Below are 15,653 nucleotides of genomic sequence, written 5' to 3' on the forward strand. Positions count from 1 at the left end.
TTTACCGCGAGGGCGGGGCGGGCGGGCGCGCATCGCTGCCATTCGCCGCTCTGGTTTGGGACTGCGGAAGGGCAGGGCGGCGCCTAATCCGCCAATCGCAGCGCGACTTCATTCATGAACCGCGCATCGTCTCCCTGCGCCAGCCACGCCGCCTCGGCCCCGATCGCGCCGAGCATGTCGGCCAGCGCATCCATTTCGCTCTTGTGATAGTTGCCTAGCACATAGCCGTGCACCCGGTCCTTGTGACCCGGATGGCCAATGCCGATCCGCACGCGCCGAAACTCCGCCCCGATATGCGCGTCGGTCGAGCGCAGGCCATTGTGTCCCGCATTGCCGCCGCCACGCTTCACCTTGACCTTCATCGGCGCCAGATCGAGTTCGTCGTGAAAGACGGTCACATCCTGCGGCGCCAGCTTGTAGAAGCGCATCACCTCGCCCACCGATCGTCCGCTCTCGTTCATGAAGGTCGCGGGTTTCAGCAGGATGATCTTCTCCGTTCCGATGCGTCCTTCCTGCACCCAGCCCTGGAACTGCTTCTTAGGCGGCGAAAACCGATGCATGTCCGCGATCAGGTCGATCGCCATGAAACCGACATTGTGCCGGTTCATCGCATATTGGGTGCCAGGATTGCCGAGGCCCACCCAGATCTGCATCGCCTGTCTTCTCCCAAGAAAAATCCCGCCCGCCGGTTAGGCGAGCGGGACCGTGATTTCCAGCCCGGAAAGGCTTGACCGTAAAGCGATCAGGCGCCTTCGGCGGGGGTTTCGTTGTCGCCTTCGGCGCTCTTGAGTGCCGATGGCGCAACGATGGTCGCGACGGTGAAGTCGGTTTCGTCATGCGCGGCCTTGGCGCCCTTGGGCAGCTTCACGGCGCTGATGTGGATCGATTCGCCCACGTCGAGACCGGTCAGGTCGACAACGACATCATCGGGAATTTCGGCCGCATCGACGATCAGTTCGATCTCATGCGCGACGATGTTGAGCACGCCGCCCCGCTTCAGGCCCGGCGAGGCCTCTTCATTCTTGAAGATGACCGGCACATTGACGTGAACGGTGGCATGTTCCGAAACGCGCAGGAAGTCGGCGTGCAGCGGACGGTCGGTCACGGGATGGAACGCAACGTCCTTCGGCAGGGTGCGGACGGACTTGCCGCCGACCTCGACCATGACGACCGAATTGAAGAAGTGGCCGGTGCCGAGCAGCTTGTTGAGGAGTTTTTCCTCGACATGAATCGACTGCGGTTCTTCATTGTTACCATAGATGACGGCGGGTACGCGGCCCTCACGGCGGAGAGCGCGGGAGGCTCCCTTGCCTGCCCGATCGCGTGCCTCTGCCGACAGCGTAAGCTGCTCGCTCATTGCGTGTCTCCAAAAGCAAATTGATGTAGGTGCCCGCCACGCCTCCAGGGATGACCATGCCGGGACCGCGGCCCAATAGCAGAAACATGTGGGAAAGCAAGGGCCGGCACTACTGCACCCGCGTCACCCTGTACCCATCGGTCCGCAACAGGTCGACCAGATTGTCCTTGCCTGCTAGATGCCCCGCACCCACGGCGATGAAGGGGCAGCCCTTTAATGTGGCTACCGACTTCACCCAGCTGCGGTTGCGATCGACGAGCACGGCTTGTTCGACCACCGGATCGGCTTCCTCGCTCAGCCTGTCGACCTTCGCCAGCGCCGGCACATCACCCATGATCCAGGCATGGAGGATGCGGTCGAAGAGCGGCCGCATCTCCTTCGCCTCCCGAACCGTGTCGACCAGCAGTCGCTGCTGCGCGTCAGCAGGGAGCGTGTCGAAGGCCCGGAATTGCCGCTCGACCGTCTCCAGCCCGCTTATCGGCTTGCCCGCTCCTTCGAACGCCGCAATCAGCACCGGTTCCACGCCATGATCCTGGCTGACATGCAGGGACTGCTGCGCCGCTGCCGACAGGAGCATAGCCGCCGCCCAATTTTCATAGGCCGAGAGGGTCTGGGTGCTGGTGCCGCCATCTTTGACGATTGTCTCCAGCGTGGCCCGGTCCTGTTCTGGAACGCGGCTCTCCAACAGTGGCAGTCCCTGGCTCCGTCCCATCTTCTCGAACTGCGCCAGGGTTCGCGCCCGATCGCGTATCTCGGCTGATTCCAGCACCAGCCTGTCGGCCTGTCCGATGGCGTCCCGGATCCGCTGCGTCTGCCATTCGACACCCGCGGGGAGCACATGGATGGTGCCGAACAGCCAGCCGTCGATGCCTTTGCCCTCCACCCGCCAAAGCGCAGGCCCTCCGCCCAGCGGCGGGGCAGGGGGATTTTCCCCACATGCCGACAACAGGCACAGGGCGGCCAGCCCCAGCCAGCACGCCAGAACGCGGATCATCCTATTGCGTCACCCGCGCCGAAGCGACTCCCAGCGCTTTCAACTGCTCCTGCACGCTGCCCTTGCCCGCCAGATGTCCGGCGCCCACGGCAATGAAGACCGTGCCGGGCTGATCGAGCCGCTGCCTGATCCACCTGACCCAATTGGCATTGCGCTGGATCAACAGCACGCGGGCCAGTTCCGGCGTCGCCTCCAGCGATTCGTTCATTTCTGCCGCCAGCTTGTCCGGCTCCCCGCCCTGCCAGTGCGTGACAAGGCTGGCGAATTCCCGGTCCATGTCCGGCAGGCCCTCGACGGTGGCTGTCAGGAACTTGACCTGTTGTTCCATCGGCAGGCCGGCGAAATAGCCCAGTTGCTGCTCCACCGTTTCCAGCGCGCCGACCTTCTTGCCGGACGCATTGGCCGCCGCCGTCAGCACCCTTTCCGCGCCGAGATCAGATTTATAGCCCAGCGTTTCCAGCGGTTTGACCGAAAGGGCCATGCCGGCCATCCAGGGATTGAACATCTCGAACGCCTGCCAGGGAAGCCCGTTCGTGCTCATTGCGGCCTGATAGCTGGCGCGATCCGCGGTGCCCAGTCGATCCGACAGCTTCACGCCATCCCGCGCCAGCGCAGCACCGGCCATGGTGGACGCCAGCCCATTGGGATCTTCCGGCTCGACGATCTCCAGGACCAGTTCGTCCGATCGATCGAAGGCGGATTTGACGCCGCCCTTGAACCAGTCGACGCCCGGCTTCATTACATGAACGGTACCGAACAGATAGATGGTTGTGTCGGCATCTTTAACCTCCCACAAGGCCGGCGTCACATAAGTGGAGCGCGCCGTGGCATCGCGGGCCGAGACGGGCTGTTCGAGCGCGCATCCGCCAAGCAGCATCATGGCGGGCGCCAGCCAACGGAAAGAGAGCCATTTCATCGGAGTTGCGGGTCCGTTTCCTGAAGGGTTTTTACTTCCATGCGTGCCGCCGCCCGCCAGGGCAAGCGGATTTACGGTTAAGGCCGCCCTCTTTTCCTTGACCCTGCGTCCTTGCTGCGCCAAGGCGCGCCGCATCAAACCGTCATTTTTATAGCCATGATTTCTGGGGACCGCCGGTGGCGACAAGCAAAGCGCTTTCCTTTCAGGACCTGATCCTGACCCTGCACGCCTATTGGGGACGGCAGGGCTGCGTGATCCTGCAACCCTATGACATGGAAGTAGGCGCGGGGACTTTTCACCCGGCGACCACGCTGCGCAGCCTTGGCCCCGATGCATGGAACGCCGCCTATGTCCAGCCCAGTCGGCGCCCGACCGACGGCCGCTATGGCGAGAACCCCAACCGGCTCCAGCATTATTACCAGTATCAGGTGATCATGAAGCCGAGCCCGGCCAACCTTCAGGAACTCTATCTGGGATCGCTGGCGGAAATCGGCATCGATCCGCTGGTCCACGACATCCGCTTTGTCGAGGATGATTGGGAAAGCCCCACCTTGGGCGCCTGGGGTCTTGGCTGGGAGGTGTGGTGCGACGGCATGGAAGTCACCCAGTTTACCTATTTCCAGCAGATGGGCGGTTTCGACTGCAAGCCGGTGGCGGGCGAGCTGACCTATGGTCTTGAACGTCTGGCCATGTACATTCAGGGCGTCGACAGTGTGTACGACCTGCGCTTCAACGACGCGGGCGTCACCTATGGCGACGTGTTCCTCGCCAATGAGCAGCAGATGTCGAAATGGAATTTCGAGATCGCCGATACGGAAAAGCTGTTCCGCTGGTTCAAGGATGCAGAGGCCGAGTGCAAGGCGTCGCTGGAGGCTGGCGTTCCGCTCGCCGCCTATGACCAGGCGATCAAGGCGAGCCACGTCTTCAACCTGCTTCAGGCGCGCGGCGTCATCTCGGTGCAGGAACGCGCCAGCTATATCGGCCGCGTGCGCGATCTTGCGAAGGGCGCCTGCGAAAAGTGGATGGAAGTGAACGGGTGGGCCGCGTGATGACCGATTTCCTGCTCGAACTGCGTTGCGAGGAAATTCCGGCGCGGATGCAGTTGAAGGCGTCGGACGACCTCGCCCGCCTCTTCACCGAGGAACTGGCGAAGGCCGGGTTGAAGCCCGAAAGTATCGACAGCTTCGTCACGCCGCGCCGCCTTGCACTGATCGCTCGCAACCTGCCGCTGGAAACGGCGGCTGTCAGCGAGGAGTTCAAAGGGCCGCGCACCGCTGCTCCGGCACAGGCGCTGGAAGGTTTCCTCCGCAAGACCGGCCTGACCCAGGACCAGCTTGAGGACCGCGACGGCGTGTGGTTCGCAACCGTCAACAAAGCCGGCCGCGCAACAGCAGAGGTGCTGGCCGAAGCGATTCCCACCATCATCCGCGCCTTTCCCTGGCCCAAGTCCATGCGCTGGGGCACCGCCTCGCAGACCACCGAAAGCCTGCGCTGGGTCCGCCCGCTGCAAGGCATCGTCGCGATCCTTGGCGAGGATCTTGTGAATATGGAGATAGAAGGCGTCCGCAGCGGCTACGCCACGCTCGGCCATCGCTTCCATCATCCTGGTGAGATCACCATAGGCAGCGCGCATGACTATGTCGAAAAGCTGCGCGCCTGCCATGTGATCGTCAGCCACCAGGAACGCCAGTTGATCATCGAGGCGAAGGCCGCCGACGCCGCTGCCGCCCATGGCTATAGCGTGATCGAGGACAAAGGCCTCGTTGCCGAAAATGCAGGGCTCACCGAATGGCCGGTGCCGCTGCTGGGCGATTTCGACCCGGCTTTCCTTGAGGTTCCACCTGAAGTCATTCAGCTAACCCTTCGTATCAACCAGAAATATTTTGTCCTGCGTGATGCGTCGGGTCAGCTCGCACCTGCCTTCATCTGCACCGCCAATATCGAGGCGAAGGATGGCGGCGCGGCGATCATCGCGGGTAATCGCAAGGTCCTTGCCGCGCGTCTGTCAGACGCCCGCTTCTTCTGGGACCAGGATCGCAAGACGAAGCTGGAGGATCACGCCAGGAAGCTGGAACGCATCACCTTTCACGAAAAGCTCGGCACTGTGGCCGACAAGGTGGAACGGGTCGCAAAGCTTGCCCGCTGGCTGGTGGAAGAGGGGATCGTCAAGGGCGCGGACGCCGATCTGGCCGAGCAGGCGGCGCGCCTTGCAAAAGCAGACCTTGTCACCGAGATGGTGGGCGAATTCCCTGAACTGCAGGGCGTGATGGGCGGCTATTACGCGCGGGCCGAAGGGTTGCCTGATGCGGTGGCGGATGCCATCCGCGATCATTACAAGCCGATCGGGCAGGGCGATGAAATCCCCTGTGCGGCTACGACGGTCGCGGTTTCCCTTGCCGACAAGCTGGATACGCTGGTCGCCTTCTTCGCGGCCGGCATGTTCCCGACAGGGTCGAAGGATCCTTTCGCCCTGCGCCGCTCGGCGCTCGCGATCCTCAGCCTGCTGACGGAAAACGGCCTGCGCATGCCGCTGGCGTCGGCCATCTCCTACAGCTTCGATCTCATTCGCCGCTCCTTTCTGAACACGCAGTTGATGACCGAACTTTCCAAGCTTCGGGGCAAGGATATTGCGGGGAATCAGGAGCATCTGGACCGCCTGATGGTCAGCATCATGGCCGGCTTCAATCCAGATCGGGCCTGGACGGATATGGAACGTGACGCGGCGACGGCACTTGTCGGCGAACTGCTCGACTTTTTCGCCGATCGGCTCAAGGTGCAGCAGCGCGAGGCCGGCGTCCGTCATGATCTGATCGATGCGGTGTTTGCCTTGGGCGGCGAGGATGATCTTGTCCGCCTGCTGGCCCGCGTTACCGCTCTCCAATCGTTGGTTGCCACTGATGACGGCATCAATTTGCTCGCGGGATATAAGCGCGCCGCGAATATCCTGAAAAAGGAAGGCGTCAAAACCGCCGCTAAGGTCGAACTCACCTATGTCCCCGAGCAGGCGGAGGCGGGCCTGATCGCCGCGCTTGATATCGCCGAACCGCGTGCCACGGCCGCGGTCAGGGCTGAGGATTTCGAAGGGGCCATGGCCGCACTTGCAACATTGCGAGCGCCAATCGACGCATTTTTCGAGGCCGTTACGGTCAATGACGCCGATCCGGCCAAGCGCTCTGCGCGCCTGGCGCTGCTTGCAAGAGTGCGCGAGGCGGTTCATGCGGTCGCGGACTTTTCGAAAATTACGGGCTGAAACCGAAAGATACCCGGACAACCGGGAAAATCAGTGAAGTAAGAGAGCAATTATCGTAAAAGCAGGTGCGTTTGTCGCCTGCTTGTTGTTTAAATTTTGTTGCATCGCACAAATACACGGCAATCAGTGCAGGAGAGCCGCGATTATGTTGACAATGGAAGAGGCCAGCATGAGCACGACCGCTACCCGTTATGTTTATCGTTTCGGCGGTGGCGTCGATGACGGCGGCAAAGGTGACAAGAACCTTCTTGGTGGCAAGGGCGCAAATCTGGACGGCATGGCCGCCATTGGCCTGCCGGTGCCTCCAGGCTTCACCATCACGACCGAAATGTGCACCCGCTATTATCAGGACGGCGGCGTCTATCCTGAAAGCCTGAAGGCCGAAGTCGCCAACGGAATTGTGCATATCGAGGGCATCACCGGCAAGAAATTTGGCGACAAGGCCGACCCGCTGCTCGTGTCCGTCCGCTCCGGCGCGCGCATTTCGATGCCCGGCATGATGGACACGGTGCTGAACCTTGGTCTCAATGATGAAACTGTGCTTGGTCTGGCTGCTACCTCGGGCGACGAGCGGTTCGCCTGGGACAGCTACCGACGGTTCATCCAGATGTATTCCGACGTGGTCCTGGAACTCGACCATGGCGCCTTCGAAGAGGCGCTGGAGATCGCCAAGGAAGACCAGGGATACACGCTCGACACCGAAATGACCGCCGACGATTGGAAGGCGCTCGTTGCGGAATATAAGGGGCTTGTTTCAAAGCTTTGGAACAAGCCTTTCCCGCAGGATGTCAATGACCAGCTATGGGGCGCGATCAGCGCCGTGTTCGGATCGTGGCAGGCTGATCGCGCCAAGGTCTATCGCCGCCTGAACTCGATCCCGCATGATTGGGGCACCGCCGTCAATGTGCAGGCGATGGTGTTCGGCAATATGGGCGATAGCTCGGCCACCGGCGTGGCCTTCACCCGCGACCCGGCCACTGGTGAGAATGCCTATTATGGCGAATATCTGATCAACGCCCAGGGCGAGGACGTGGTGGCGGGCATCCGCACGCCGCAATATCTCACCAAGCAGGCGCGCGAACGGGCAGGGGCCAAGCCGCTGTCGATGGAAGAGGCGATGCCGGAAACCTATGCCGAGCTGGCGCGGGTGTTCCATATCCTCGAAACCCATTATCGCGACATGCAGGACATCGAATTCACGGTGCAGCAGGGCAAGCTCTGGATGCTCCAGACCCGGTCGGGCAAGCGCACTGCCAAGGCTGCGCTCAAGATCGCGGTGGACATGGCGAGTGAGGGCTTGATCACGGAGGAAGAAGCCGTGGCCCGCGTTGATCCCGCCGCGCTCGACCAGCTCCTGCACCCGACGCTCGACCCCAAGGCGCCTCGCGATGTGCTGACCAAGGGCCTGCCTGCTTCTCCGGGCGCGGCTTCGGGCGCGATCGTGTTTGACGCCGATACCGCCGAGCGCCGGAATGAACTGGGTGATTCCGTCATCCTCGTCCGCGTCGAAACCAGCCCTGAGGACATTCATGGCATGCATGCGGCCAAGGGCATCCTGACCGCGCGAGGCGGCATGACCAGCCACGCCGCCGTGGTCGCGCGCGGCATGGGCCGTCCCTGCGTCTCCGGGGCGGGCAGCCTGTCGATCGACAATGCCGCCAGGACTTTGCGCATCGATGGCCGGACGCTGAAGGAAGGCGACATCCTCACCATCGATGGTTCGACAGGCGAAGTGATGGCCGGTGAGGTCCCGACCGTGCAGCCCGAACTGGCGGGCGATTTCGGCACGCTGATGGGCTGGGCCGACAAGGTCCGTCGCCTCAAGGTCCGCGCGAATGCCGAAACTCCGCTGGATTGTCAGACAGCCCGGGATTTTGGCGCGGAAGGCGTCGGTCTCTGCCGCACCGAGCATATGTTCTTCGACGCCGCCCGCATCACCGCGGTCCGCGAGATGATCCTCGCCGACACGGAAAAGGGACGCCGGACTGCGCTGGAAAAGCTGTTGCCGGAACAGCGCGACGATTTCGCGCAGATTTTCATGGTGATGGCCGGTCTGCCCGTTACCATACGCCTGCTCGACCCGCCGCTGCATGAATTCCTGCCGCATGGCGAAGCCGAGTTCGAGGAAGTGGCGAAGGCAGCCGGCGTGGGTGTGGAAGCGCTGAAACGCCGCGCCGCAGAACTGCATGAATTCAACCCGATGCTGGGCCATCGTGGTTGCCGTCTGGGCGTCACCTATCCTGAAATCTATGAGATGCAGGCCCGCGCCATCTTCGAAGCCGCGCTGATCATCAAGCAGCGTAGCGGCGACGCCCCGATCCCGGAGATCATGATCCCGCTCGTGGCTACGAAGAAGGAACTGGAACTGATGAAGGCGATCGTCGACAGCGTCGCCAAGCAGGTTTTCGAGGAACAGGGCGCCAGCGTCGAATATCTGGTCGGCACCATGATCGAGCTGCCCCGCGCTGCACTCAAGGCCGGCGAGATCGCTGAAGTCGGCGAATTCTTCTCCTTCGGCACCAACGACCTGACGCAGACCACGATCGGCATCAGCCGCGATGACGCCGGGCGTTTCCTGACGCAATATGTCGACAAGGGCATATTCGCCCGCGACCCCTTCGTCAGCATCGACGTGGAGGGCGTGGGCGAATTGATCGAGCTTGCCGCCGAGCGCGGCCGCGCCACGCGCGACGGCATCAAGCTCGGCATCTGCGGCGAACATGGCGGCGATCCGGCGTCTATCGCCTTTTGCGAAAAGACGGGTCTCGATTACGTATCGGCCTCGCCTTATCGTGTGCCGATTGCCCGCCTTGCTGCCGCTCAGGCAGCGCTGGCGAACCGGAAGTGACAGGAAAGGGGGCGGTTTTCCGCCCCCTTTCCTTTTAAACTGGCGTGGCGCGATGATCATGGTCCCGTGCACGGCCATGTTCGGTGCGTCCATCTAATAATCGGGCCTGTTCCCGCCATTCCTCACGGGAAATAACGCCGGGTTTGAGGCCGAGGCGTGTTTCCAGCGCGGCTTCTTGCTCTGCGCTGATTGCCGCGATCTGGTCATAGCGGTGGTAGCCGGCTTTATTGAGCGCGATTTCGTCCTGTGGCGTAATGCCGCTTATGCGGCTGAAATCGTCCCGGTCATGCGCGCGCTCAATGGTACCGACGGCAGTGCTTCCATGAACAGGAACGGATTGCCGTTCCAGTTCCGCAATCCTCTGCTGCGCAGCGGTCAGCCGGACATCCCGGTCTTTGGCCGTCTGGGCATGGGCAAGCTGTTCATCGCGCCACCAGCGCTTGTACTTGCCACGCCCGCTCATGATAAGGCCCAGCAGGAGCCCGATCAGCAGCGCAATCGCCAGCAGCGCGATTTCGTTGGGGGTAAAGGTCATTTCAGCATCCTTTCCTGCCCGTCGAACGACCGGCGCCGAACAAGGTTGCGGTTGGACATCTCCAATCGGGCAGCCTGCCAAAAAAGTGCAAAAAGAGCTTGCCCAAATGTCTGGTCGCTTCTATCTGCGCCACTCCAACGCACCCGTAGCTCAGCTGGATAGAGCATCAGACTACGAATCTGAGGGTCGGACGTTCGAATCGTTCCGGGTGCGCCATTTCCCTTGTAATCATCATTACCGCTGGCATCCGGCATGAGTTCGCCGGCACTATGCGTGCTCTGCTGCGGCATCATTTTTTTAATTGGGGACGGGCGTGTTTTGGGCTTGCCAGACTGTCCGGCCCCTTCTATCTGCCCATCCACAACGCACCCGTAGCTCAGCTGGATAGAGCATCAGACTACGAATCTGAGGGTCGGACGTTCGAATCGTTCCGGGTGCGCCATTTCCCTTGAAACGTTAAAGCAGGCGCATTCCCGTCAGGCGTTTGCGATCCGGATCAGGCCTTCCAAGTCGGCATGATCTTCCAACTGCATTGCAATCTGGTCCAGGGCATCATTTACAGATGCCTGATAATCGCCGGACGCAGCCTTGTGACCCAATCGCGCGAGAAAGGCGGAGCGCAGCGCGGTGCTGGCGAACAGGCCGTGGATATAGCTCCCCATCACCGTGCCATCGCCGTTTGATGCGCCGTCCGGACGATCGCCCTCCAGCAGCGCGAACGGGTGCAAGCAATCGGGGCCGTCGGTGCGTCCGACATGCATCTCATAGCCAGAAAAGGCCTGCCCCAGCGCGACTCCGTTCGTTCTTTCCAATATCTTGATCGCTGTGAGCCGGGTTTCCACGTTCAGCAGGCCAAGCCCTTCGACGCTGCCGGGCGATCCCTCGATCCCGTCCGGGTCTTCAATCCTGCGGCCCAGCATCTGGTAACCCCCGCAAATCCCCAATATCGGTCGCCCGCGCCGATGATGGGCGCGAATGTCGATGTCCCATCCCTGATCGCGAACCGCCTGCAGATCGGCGATCGTCGCCTTGGAACCCGGCAGGATGATGAGCGTGGCCTCAGCCGGAATGGGCTGTCCCGGCGGCACCATCATGACCTCCACCCCCGGCTCCAGTTTCAGGGGATCCAGATCGTCGAAGTTGGCGATCCGCGGCAGGATGGGGCAAGCGATCAGCAGCTTTTCGTCCAGTCCCCCCCGCCGGCGTTCGAGCACCACCGCATCCTCGCTGGGCAGGCGGCTGGCCTCGCCAAGCCAGGGAATGACGCCAAAGCCCTGCCAGCCGGTCAAATGCTCGATATGGCGATAGCCATCCTCGAACAGCGCCGGATCGCCCCGGAACTTGTTTATCAGAAAACCTCGGATCATAGCCGCATCGGCGGGATCGATCACGGCCTTGGTTCCGGCGATGGCGGCGATCACGCCGCCGCGGTCGATGTCCCCGACCAGGATCACCGGCACATCGGCTGCCCGGGCGAAGCCCATATTGGCGATGTCGCCCGCCCGCAGGTTCACTTCAGCCGGTGATCCGGCGCCCTCCACGACGACGACGTCGCATTGCGCCTGCAACCGATGATAGCTGGCGAGCACAGCCTCCAGCAATTCTCCGCGCGCCGACCGGAAATTCCCGCTGCCGAGCTTGCCGCGAACCTGGCCGTGGACGACAAGCTGTGACGTCCGGTCGGCCTGAGGCTTCAACAGTACCGGGTTCATGTCCGTATGCGGCTCGACGCCCGCGGCCATGGCCTGAAGCGCCTGCGCGCGCCCGATCTCTCCGCCATCACTGGTGACGGCAGCATTGTTGGACATGTTTTGCGGCTTGAAAGGCCGGACGCTATATCCACGCCGAACCAGTGCCCGGCAAAGGCCGGCCACCAGCAAGGATTTGCCGACGTCCGAGCCTGTTCCCTGAAGCATGATTGCAGCCATGGAGCCGCTCCTGCATGGAGCAGGCGGCAGATACAAGTCTGCAGAGAGTTAAAGGGCGCTGCGTCGCAGTTCTACCGCATCCAATATCATGCCGCCGGCCATGAACACGCTGCCGGTGCAGGCCAGGGCAAGCAGATGTCCACCCGTGCCCGGATATTGCTGCATATAGACGAATCCGCGCTCGGTCGCGCCCAAGGCCAGGGCGTAGATCACCAGAAACGCCTCGAACTTCGTCTTGATCGTGAAGAGGCGCTTGATCCGTTCCATTTGGTCCCACCCGGCCTGCTTGCCGTCAGGGAACTAGATCGCCCGAAAGTTGCAAATGGTCAACAAGGGTTAACCATGATTGTTCGATGCGGGCGATCAAACGGGTATCGACAAGATCGTCGGGCACAATGGTTTCGGGCCAGTAATTTCGGACGATGTCGGCAATGCCGTCCAGCTTTGCCTCATCGACCAGGAAGCGGGGATCGATATTCGCCGGATCGGCCACCACGCGCAGGCGAAGGCAGGCGGGACCGCCGCCATTGGCCATGGACTGCCGCACGTCGACGGGGACGAGCCTGCGGATCGGACCGTTGCCCGCCACCATCTGTTCCAGCCATGCCCAGATGGCCGGCATGTCTCGCGCCTCGGTCGGCAGGATCAGCGCCATGCCTGCCCCGGGCGAAGACGAGCCGCCGTCATCGGGCAGGGTCACGAGTTGCGCATTGAAGATATAGCTGCGGATTGCGTCGGAGAGGCTTATGGCACTGGCTGGAACCTCCACGATTTCAACCGACGGCAGCTTGGCGCGGAGATCGGCGTAGAAACGCTCCTTGTCGGCAAAGGCGTGCTCATGGGTGAAAAGCACGCGCTCGTTGGCGACGGCGACGACATCATTGTGGAACGCGCCCGCCGCGATCGCTTCTTCCGACTGCATGACGAACAGGGTGCGATCCGGATCCAGCCGATGCAGCCGGGCGACAGCCTTGCTTGCCTCTATATGCTGGCGAGCGGGAAAGGGGCCGCCCGATTGGCCATAGACGAATATTTCCACTCCCGCTTCGCCATGGCTGTTACACAGGCGCATATGATTGGCCGCGCCCTCGTCGCCAAAGGGGGCGGGGACGGGGCCATGGACGGCAAAGGCCCGGCGGTCGGAAAAGACGAGTCGCAACTGAGCGAGCGTTTGCGGCCATTCATGGCTGCGATGTGGCATGGTGACGAGATTGGCGACGGTCAGATGCGTGCGCCCATCCGCCGTATCGGGAGCGGGTGAGACGGTCGCGGCATTGGCCGCCCACATGGAGGATGCCGACATCGCGGCCGCCCGGATATGCGCCTCCGCATTGCCGACATCAGTCCCCAGCGCCGACAGCCAGGCGCCATCCGGGCGCCATTGGGGCAGGAATAGGCCCTGCGTCAGTCCAAGCCGCAGGTTGGACCGCATCTTTTCTATGCCCTGCAACGCCGCCGCCCTGGGATAGGAGATCGCTCCCGCATTGCGCGCCGACGCCAGATTGCCTGGGCTGAGGCCGGCATAATTGTGGCTGGGACCGACCAGGCCGTCGAAATTGATCTCTCTTGCCCTCATGCCCGTTCCGCCATGGTGAATGACTGGCCCGGCTCCAGCCCCAGCAGTTCCGCAGACGCCCGGTCGAGCGAGATGCCGCCATCGTCGCACTCCATCACGAAGGCGTAGGTGCAGCGGAAATCCGCGAGCCGTCCGGTGGTCACCAGCATCTTTTCTCCGCCCTTCTCATGCACGGCCCCCAATAGCGCATCAGAGGCGTGGGCTATGGTGCGCAGCGCGTTGATCTGCCCCACCATCGTCGGGCCGCCATCGAATATGTCGACATAACCGGGATTGGTGAAACCTTCCGTCTCCAGCATGCGCATGGCCGCGCGGCCATTGGGATGGGGCATACCGATGACGCCGCGGGCACTGTCGGTCAGCATGGCGGTGTAGATCGGCGTCTTGGGCATCAGGTCGGCAATGAACTGGTTACCGTTCACTGCATTGAACTCGTCCGCTTCCTGAAAGCTCATGCCGAAAAAGCGACCCGCGAGACCATCCCAGAAGGGGGAACCGCCCGCCTCGTCGATGACCCCCCGCAGTTCCGCGATGATCCGTTCCCCAAAGCGCGCCCGATGGTTGCGGATATAGAGATAGCGGCTGCGCGCCAGCAGCAGGCCAAGGCCCTCGGCGCGCTCGCGGGGGTGCAGGAAGAGGCCGCCAACCTCCGTCGACCCTTCCAGATCGGTGACGAGCGAGAGCATTTCCGCCCTGAAGGTGCGCGACAGTTCCCGGCTGTGTTGGGTCAAAACGCCCAGCCGATAGGAATAGAAGGGCCAGCTTTGCCCTACCTTGCTGAAAATCTGGCAAGTGCCGCGGACCTGCCCTGTCTGGCCGTTTTCCAGCACCATGACGATCAGTTCGTCCTCAACCCCCTCGCTTTGCCGGGCCAGCGCCTGTTCCGTACGCTCCAGCTTCGCGACCAGCGACTTCCGGTCCGGCGGCAGATTGGTGAAGCCGCCGCCGGTCAGCTTCGCCATTTCATAGAGGGTCTGCAGATCGTCGGCGCGCGCCGTACGCATGAAAAAACTCACGCTTTCACCCCCGTCGTGAAATGTCCTTGCGCAATGCGAAGCAACGTCAGCGCCGATAATTGCGCCCGTTCGGCCAGGCTGTCGACGATCAGATATTCCTTATCGCTGTGAATATCGCCGCCGCGTACACCCATGGTGTCGACCACGGGCACGCCGCAGGCCGCAATATTATTCCCATCGCACACCCCGCCGGTATCGCGCCAGGCAATGGAAATACCCAGATCGGCACCGCATTGCCGGACCAGTCCGAAAAGGGCTTCCGCCTGCGCATCCATCGGCTTGGGCGGCCGGCCGAAGCCGCCATGCAGGTGGAGCATGACTTCGTGCTCCCGCGCGATCATCGCCATGACGTCTTTCAACAGCAGGTCGGCAGCCTGTTGGTCCGCGAAGGTCTTTGGCCGGAAATTGACGTGCAGAACCGCATAATCGGGCACGACATTATTGGGACTGCCACCCTCGATCCGTGCGGGATTGCAGGAAAAGCCGGCACCGCTCGCCGCTTTCAGCCGCAGCGCCAGGTCGGCTGCGGCGACGATGGCGTTGCGGCCCTCCTGTGGATTGCGGCCAGCGTGCGCGCTGCGCCCGGTGATGACAATGGCAAAATTGCCGCTACCGGCGCGTGCCCCCGCCAGCGTGCCGTCAGGCAATGCCGGTTCATAGGTGAGGGCGGCGAGCTTGCCCGTTGCAACCTGCTGCAACAACGCCGCCGATGAAGGGCTGCCGACCTCCTCATCGCTGTTGATGATGACGTCATAGCCCAACTGCATTGCATCCGGTGCGGTTTCCACGGCACGCAAGGCTGCCAGCATGACGGCCAGCCCGCCCTTCATATCCGCCACGCCCGGTCCATTCAGCGTGACCGGATCGATCCATCGCAACGCCTGAAAGCTGTGGTCGGCGGGAAACACCGTATCCATATGGCCGGTGAGCAGGATCTGCACCGGGGCTTCAGGCCTCACCGACAGGCGCAGGTGGCTGCCATGCGCGACCATGGCCAGAGCGCCGTCGGGCCGGACTGTCTCCACCGGCGCTGGATCGACAAGGGAAATGGCGCCAGGAAGGCTGGCAAAGGCGTCGGCGAGCATGGTTGTCATGGCGGCAAGCCCGGGAAGATTGCGCGACCCGCTGTTTACCGCCGCCCATTTTTCAGTCTGGGCGAGCATGGGCGCATCTGCCGCGCTTTCCATGACGCTCTGTTCGAACGACGAAAGACCTCTCATCCTGCGAACCCTA

At 62.4% G+C, this 15,653-nt stretch carries 13 protein-coding genes and 2 tRNA genes; 5 read left to right on the top strand and 10 right to left on the bottom strand.

Annotated elements, in window-relative coordinates:
• Positions 1-83: 83 nt before the first annotated feature.
• The 4 genes from pth to MRBLMA1_RS02015 form a co-directional block, all read right to left on the bottom strand.
• Positions 84-653: an aminoacyl-tRNA hydrolase gene (gene pth, locus MRBLMA1_RS02000; protein ID WP_133652094.1), complete on the bottom strand. Its 570-nt coding sequence runs from the start codon at positions 651-653 to the stop codon at positions 84-86.
• A gap of 89 nt (positions 654-742) precedes the next feature.
• A complete protein-coding gene (locus MRBLMA1_RS02005) occupies positions 743-1,357 on the bottom strand; it encodes a 50S ribosomal protein L25/general stress protein Ctc (RefSeq protein ID WP_133652093.1) in 615 nt (204 codons plus the stop codon).
• Between the two features lie 109 nt (positions 1,358-1,466).
• Entirely contained in the window at positions 1,467-2,351 is an 885-nt protein-coding gene (locus MRBLMA1_RS02010; protein WP_363734718.1) for a TraB/GumN family protein, read from the bottom strand.
• Between the two features lies 1 nt (position 2,352).
• Positions 2,353-3,267: a TraB/GumN family protein gene (locus MRBLMA1_RS02015; protein WP_363734720.1), complete on the bottom strand. Its 915-nt coding sequence runs from the start codon at positions 3,265-3,267 to the stop codon at positions 2,353-2,355.
• A gap of 176 nt (positions 3,268-3,443) precedes the next feature.
• Here MRBLMA1_RS02015 and MRBLMA1_RS02020 point away from each other — a divergent pair, with 176 nt between their 5' ends.
• The 3 genes from MRBLMA1_RS02020 (at position 3,444) to ppdK (ending at position 9,365) form a co-directional block, all read left to right on the top strand.
• On the top strand, positions 3,444-4,316 hold the full coding sequence (locus MRBLMA1_RS02020) for a glycine--tRNA ligase subunit alpha (RefSeq protein ID WP_133652090.1): 873 nt from the start codon (positions 3,444-3,446) through the stop codon (positions 4,314-4,316).
• Positions 4,316-6,517: a glycine--tRNA ligase subunit beta gene (glyS, locus tag MRBLMA1_RS02025; protein ID WP_363735374.1), complete on the top strand. Its 2,202-nt coding sequence runs from the start codon at positions 4,316-4,318 to the stop codon at positions 6,515-6,517. The genes MRBLMA1_RS02020 and glyS overlap by 1 nt, the downstream gene beginning before the upstream one ends.
• Positions 6,518-6,662: 145 nt before the next feature.
• Positions 6,663-9,365 (top strand): pyruvate, phosphate dikinase, encoded by a 2,703-nt coding sequence (gene ppdK, locus MRBLMA1_RS02030; protein WP_363734722.1) that lies wholly within the window; start codon positions 6,663-6,665, stop codon positions 9,363-9,365.
• Positions 9,366-9,399: 34 nt separating this feature from the next.
• On the opposite strand, the gene MRBLMA1_RS02035 is transcribed toward ppdK, so the two are convergent.
• Positions 9,400-9,900, bottom strand: coding sequence for a hypothetical protein (locus MRBLMA1_RS02035; protein WP_363734724.1), 501 nt, complete (start codon positions 9,898-9,900; stop codon positions 9,400-9,402).
• Between the two features lie 139 nt (positions 9,901-10,039).
• Between MRBLMA1_RS02035 and MRBLMA1_RS02040 the strand changes: the two genes are divergently transcribed.
• A tRNA-Arg gene (locus MRBLMA1_RS02040) sits at positions 10,040-10,116 on the top strand.
• Positions 10,117-10,265: 149 nt separating this feature from the next.
• Positions 10,266-10,342: transfer RNA gene (locus MRBLMA1_RS02045), tRNA-Arg, on the top strand.
• A 34-nt stretch (positions 10,343-10,376) separates the two neighbouring features.
• On the opposite strand, the gene MRBLMA1_RS02050 is transcribed toward MRBLMA1_RS02045, so the two are convergent.
• The 5 genes from MRBLMA1_RS02050 to MRBLMA1_RS02070 are packed head-to-tail and all read right to left on the bottom strand — an operon-like array spanning position 10,377 to position 15,640.
• Complete coding sequence (locus MRBLMA1_RS02050) at positions 10,377-11,828, bottom strand: cobyric acid synthase (protein ID WP_363734726.1); 1,452 nt, start codon at positions 11,826-11,828, stop codon at positions 10,377-10,379.
• A 48-nt stretch (positions 11,829-11,876) separates the two neighbouring features.
• Positions 11,877-12,095, bottom strand: coding sequence for a hypothetical protein (locus tag MRBLMA1_RS02055; RefSeq protein WP_133652086.1), 219 nt, complete (start codon positions 12,093-12,095; stop codon positions 11,877-11,879).
• 25 nt (positions 12,096-12,120) lie between these two features.
• Positions 12,121-13,404 carry an N-succinylarginine dihydrolase gene (locus MRBLMA1_RS02060; RefSeq protein WP_363734728.1) on the bottom strand — a complete coding sequence of 428 codons (1,284 nt, stop codon included), beginning with the start codon at positions 13,402-13,404 and terminating at the stop codon, positions 12,121-12,123.
• The gene (locus MRBLMA1_RS02065) at positions 13,401-14,420 is read right to left on the bottom strand and encodes an arginine N-succinyltransferase (RefSeq protein ID WP_363734730.1); all 1,020 of its coding nucleotides are present in this window, start codon (positions 14,418-14,420) and stop codon (positions 13,401-13,403) included. The genes MRBLMA1_RS02060 and MRBLMA1_RS02065 overlap by 4 nt, the downstream gene beginning before the upstream one ends.
• Complete coding sequence (locus tag MRBLMA1_RS02070; RefSeq protein WP_363734732.1) at positions 14,417-15,640, bottom strand: hydrolase; 1,224 nt, start codon at positions 15,638-15,640, stop codon at positions 14,417-14,419. The genes MRBLMA1_RS02065 and MRBLMA1_RS02070 overlap by 4 nt, the downstream gene beginning before the upstream one ends.
• Between the last annotated feature and the right edge of the window lie 13 nt (positions 15,641-15,653).

The organism is Sphingobium sp. LMA1-1-1.1, assembly GCF_040676365.1.
Classification (GTDB): Bacteria; Pseudomonadota; Alphaproteobacteria; order Sphingomonadales; family Sphingomonadaceae; genus Sphingobium.

Coding starts and splice junctions, on each gene's coding strand:
- pth (WP_133652094.1), bottom strand. CDS start 653: ATGCAGATCTGGGTGGGCCTCGGCAATCCTGGCACCCAATATGCGATG.
- MRBLMA1_RS02005 (WP_133652093.1), bottom strand. CDS start 1,357: ATGAGCGAGCAGCTTACGCTGTCGGCAGAGGCACGCGATCGGGCAGGC.
- MRBLMA1_RS02010 (WP_363734718.1), bottom strand. CDS start 2,351: ATGATCCGCGTTCTGGCGTGCTGGCTGGGGCTGGCCGCCCTGTGCCTG.
- MRBLMA1_RS02015 (WP_363734720.1), bottom strand. CDS start 3,267: ATGAAATGGCTCTCTTTCCGTTGGCTGGCGCCCGCCATGATGCTGCTT.
- glyS (WP_363735374.1), top strand. CDS start 4,316: ATGACCGATTTCCTGCTCGAACTGCGTTGCGAGGAAATTCCGGCGCGG.
- ppdK (WP_363734722.1), top strand. CDS start 6,663: ATGTTGACAATGGAAGAGGCCAGCATGAGCACGACCGCTACCCGTTAT.
- MRBLMA1_RS02035 (WP_363734724.1), bottom strand. CDS start 9,900: ATGACCTTTACCCCCAACGAAATCGCGCTGCTGGCGATTGCGCTGCTG.
- MRBLMA1_RS02050 (WP_363734726.1), bottom strand. CDS start 11,828: ATGGCTGCAATCATGCTTCAGGGAACAGGCTCGGACGTCGGCAAATCC.
- MRBLMA1_RS02055 (WP_133652086.1), bottom strand. CDS start 12,095: ATGGAACGGATCAAGCGCCTCTTCACGATCAAGACGAAGTTCGAGGCG.
- MRBLMA1_RS02060 (WP_363734728.1), bottom strand. CDS start 13,404: ATGAGGGCAAGAGAGATCAATTTCGACGGCCTGGTCGGTCCCAGCCAC.
- MRBLMA1_RS02070 (WP_363734732.1), bottom strand. CDS start 15,640: ATGAGAGGTCTTTCGTCGTTCGAACAGAGCGTCATGGAAAGCGCGGCA.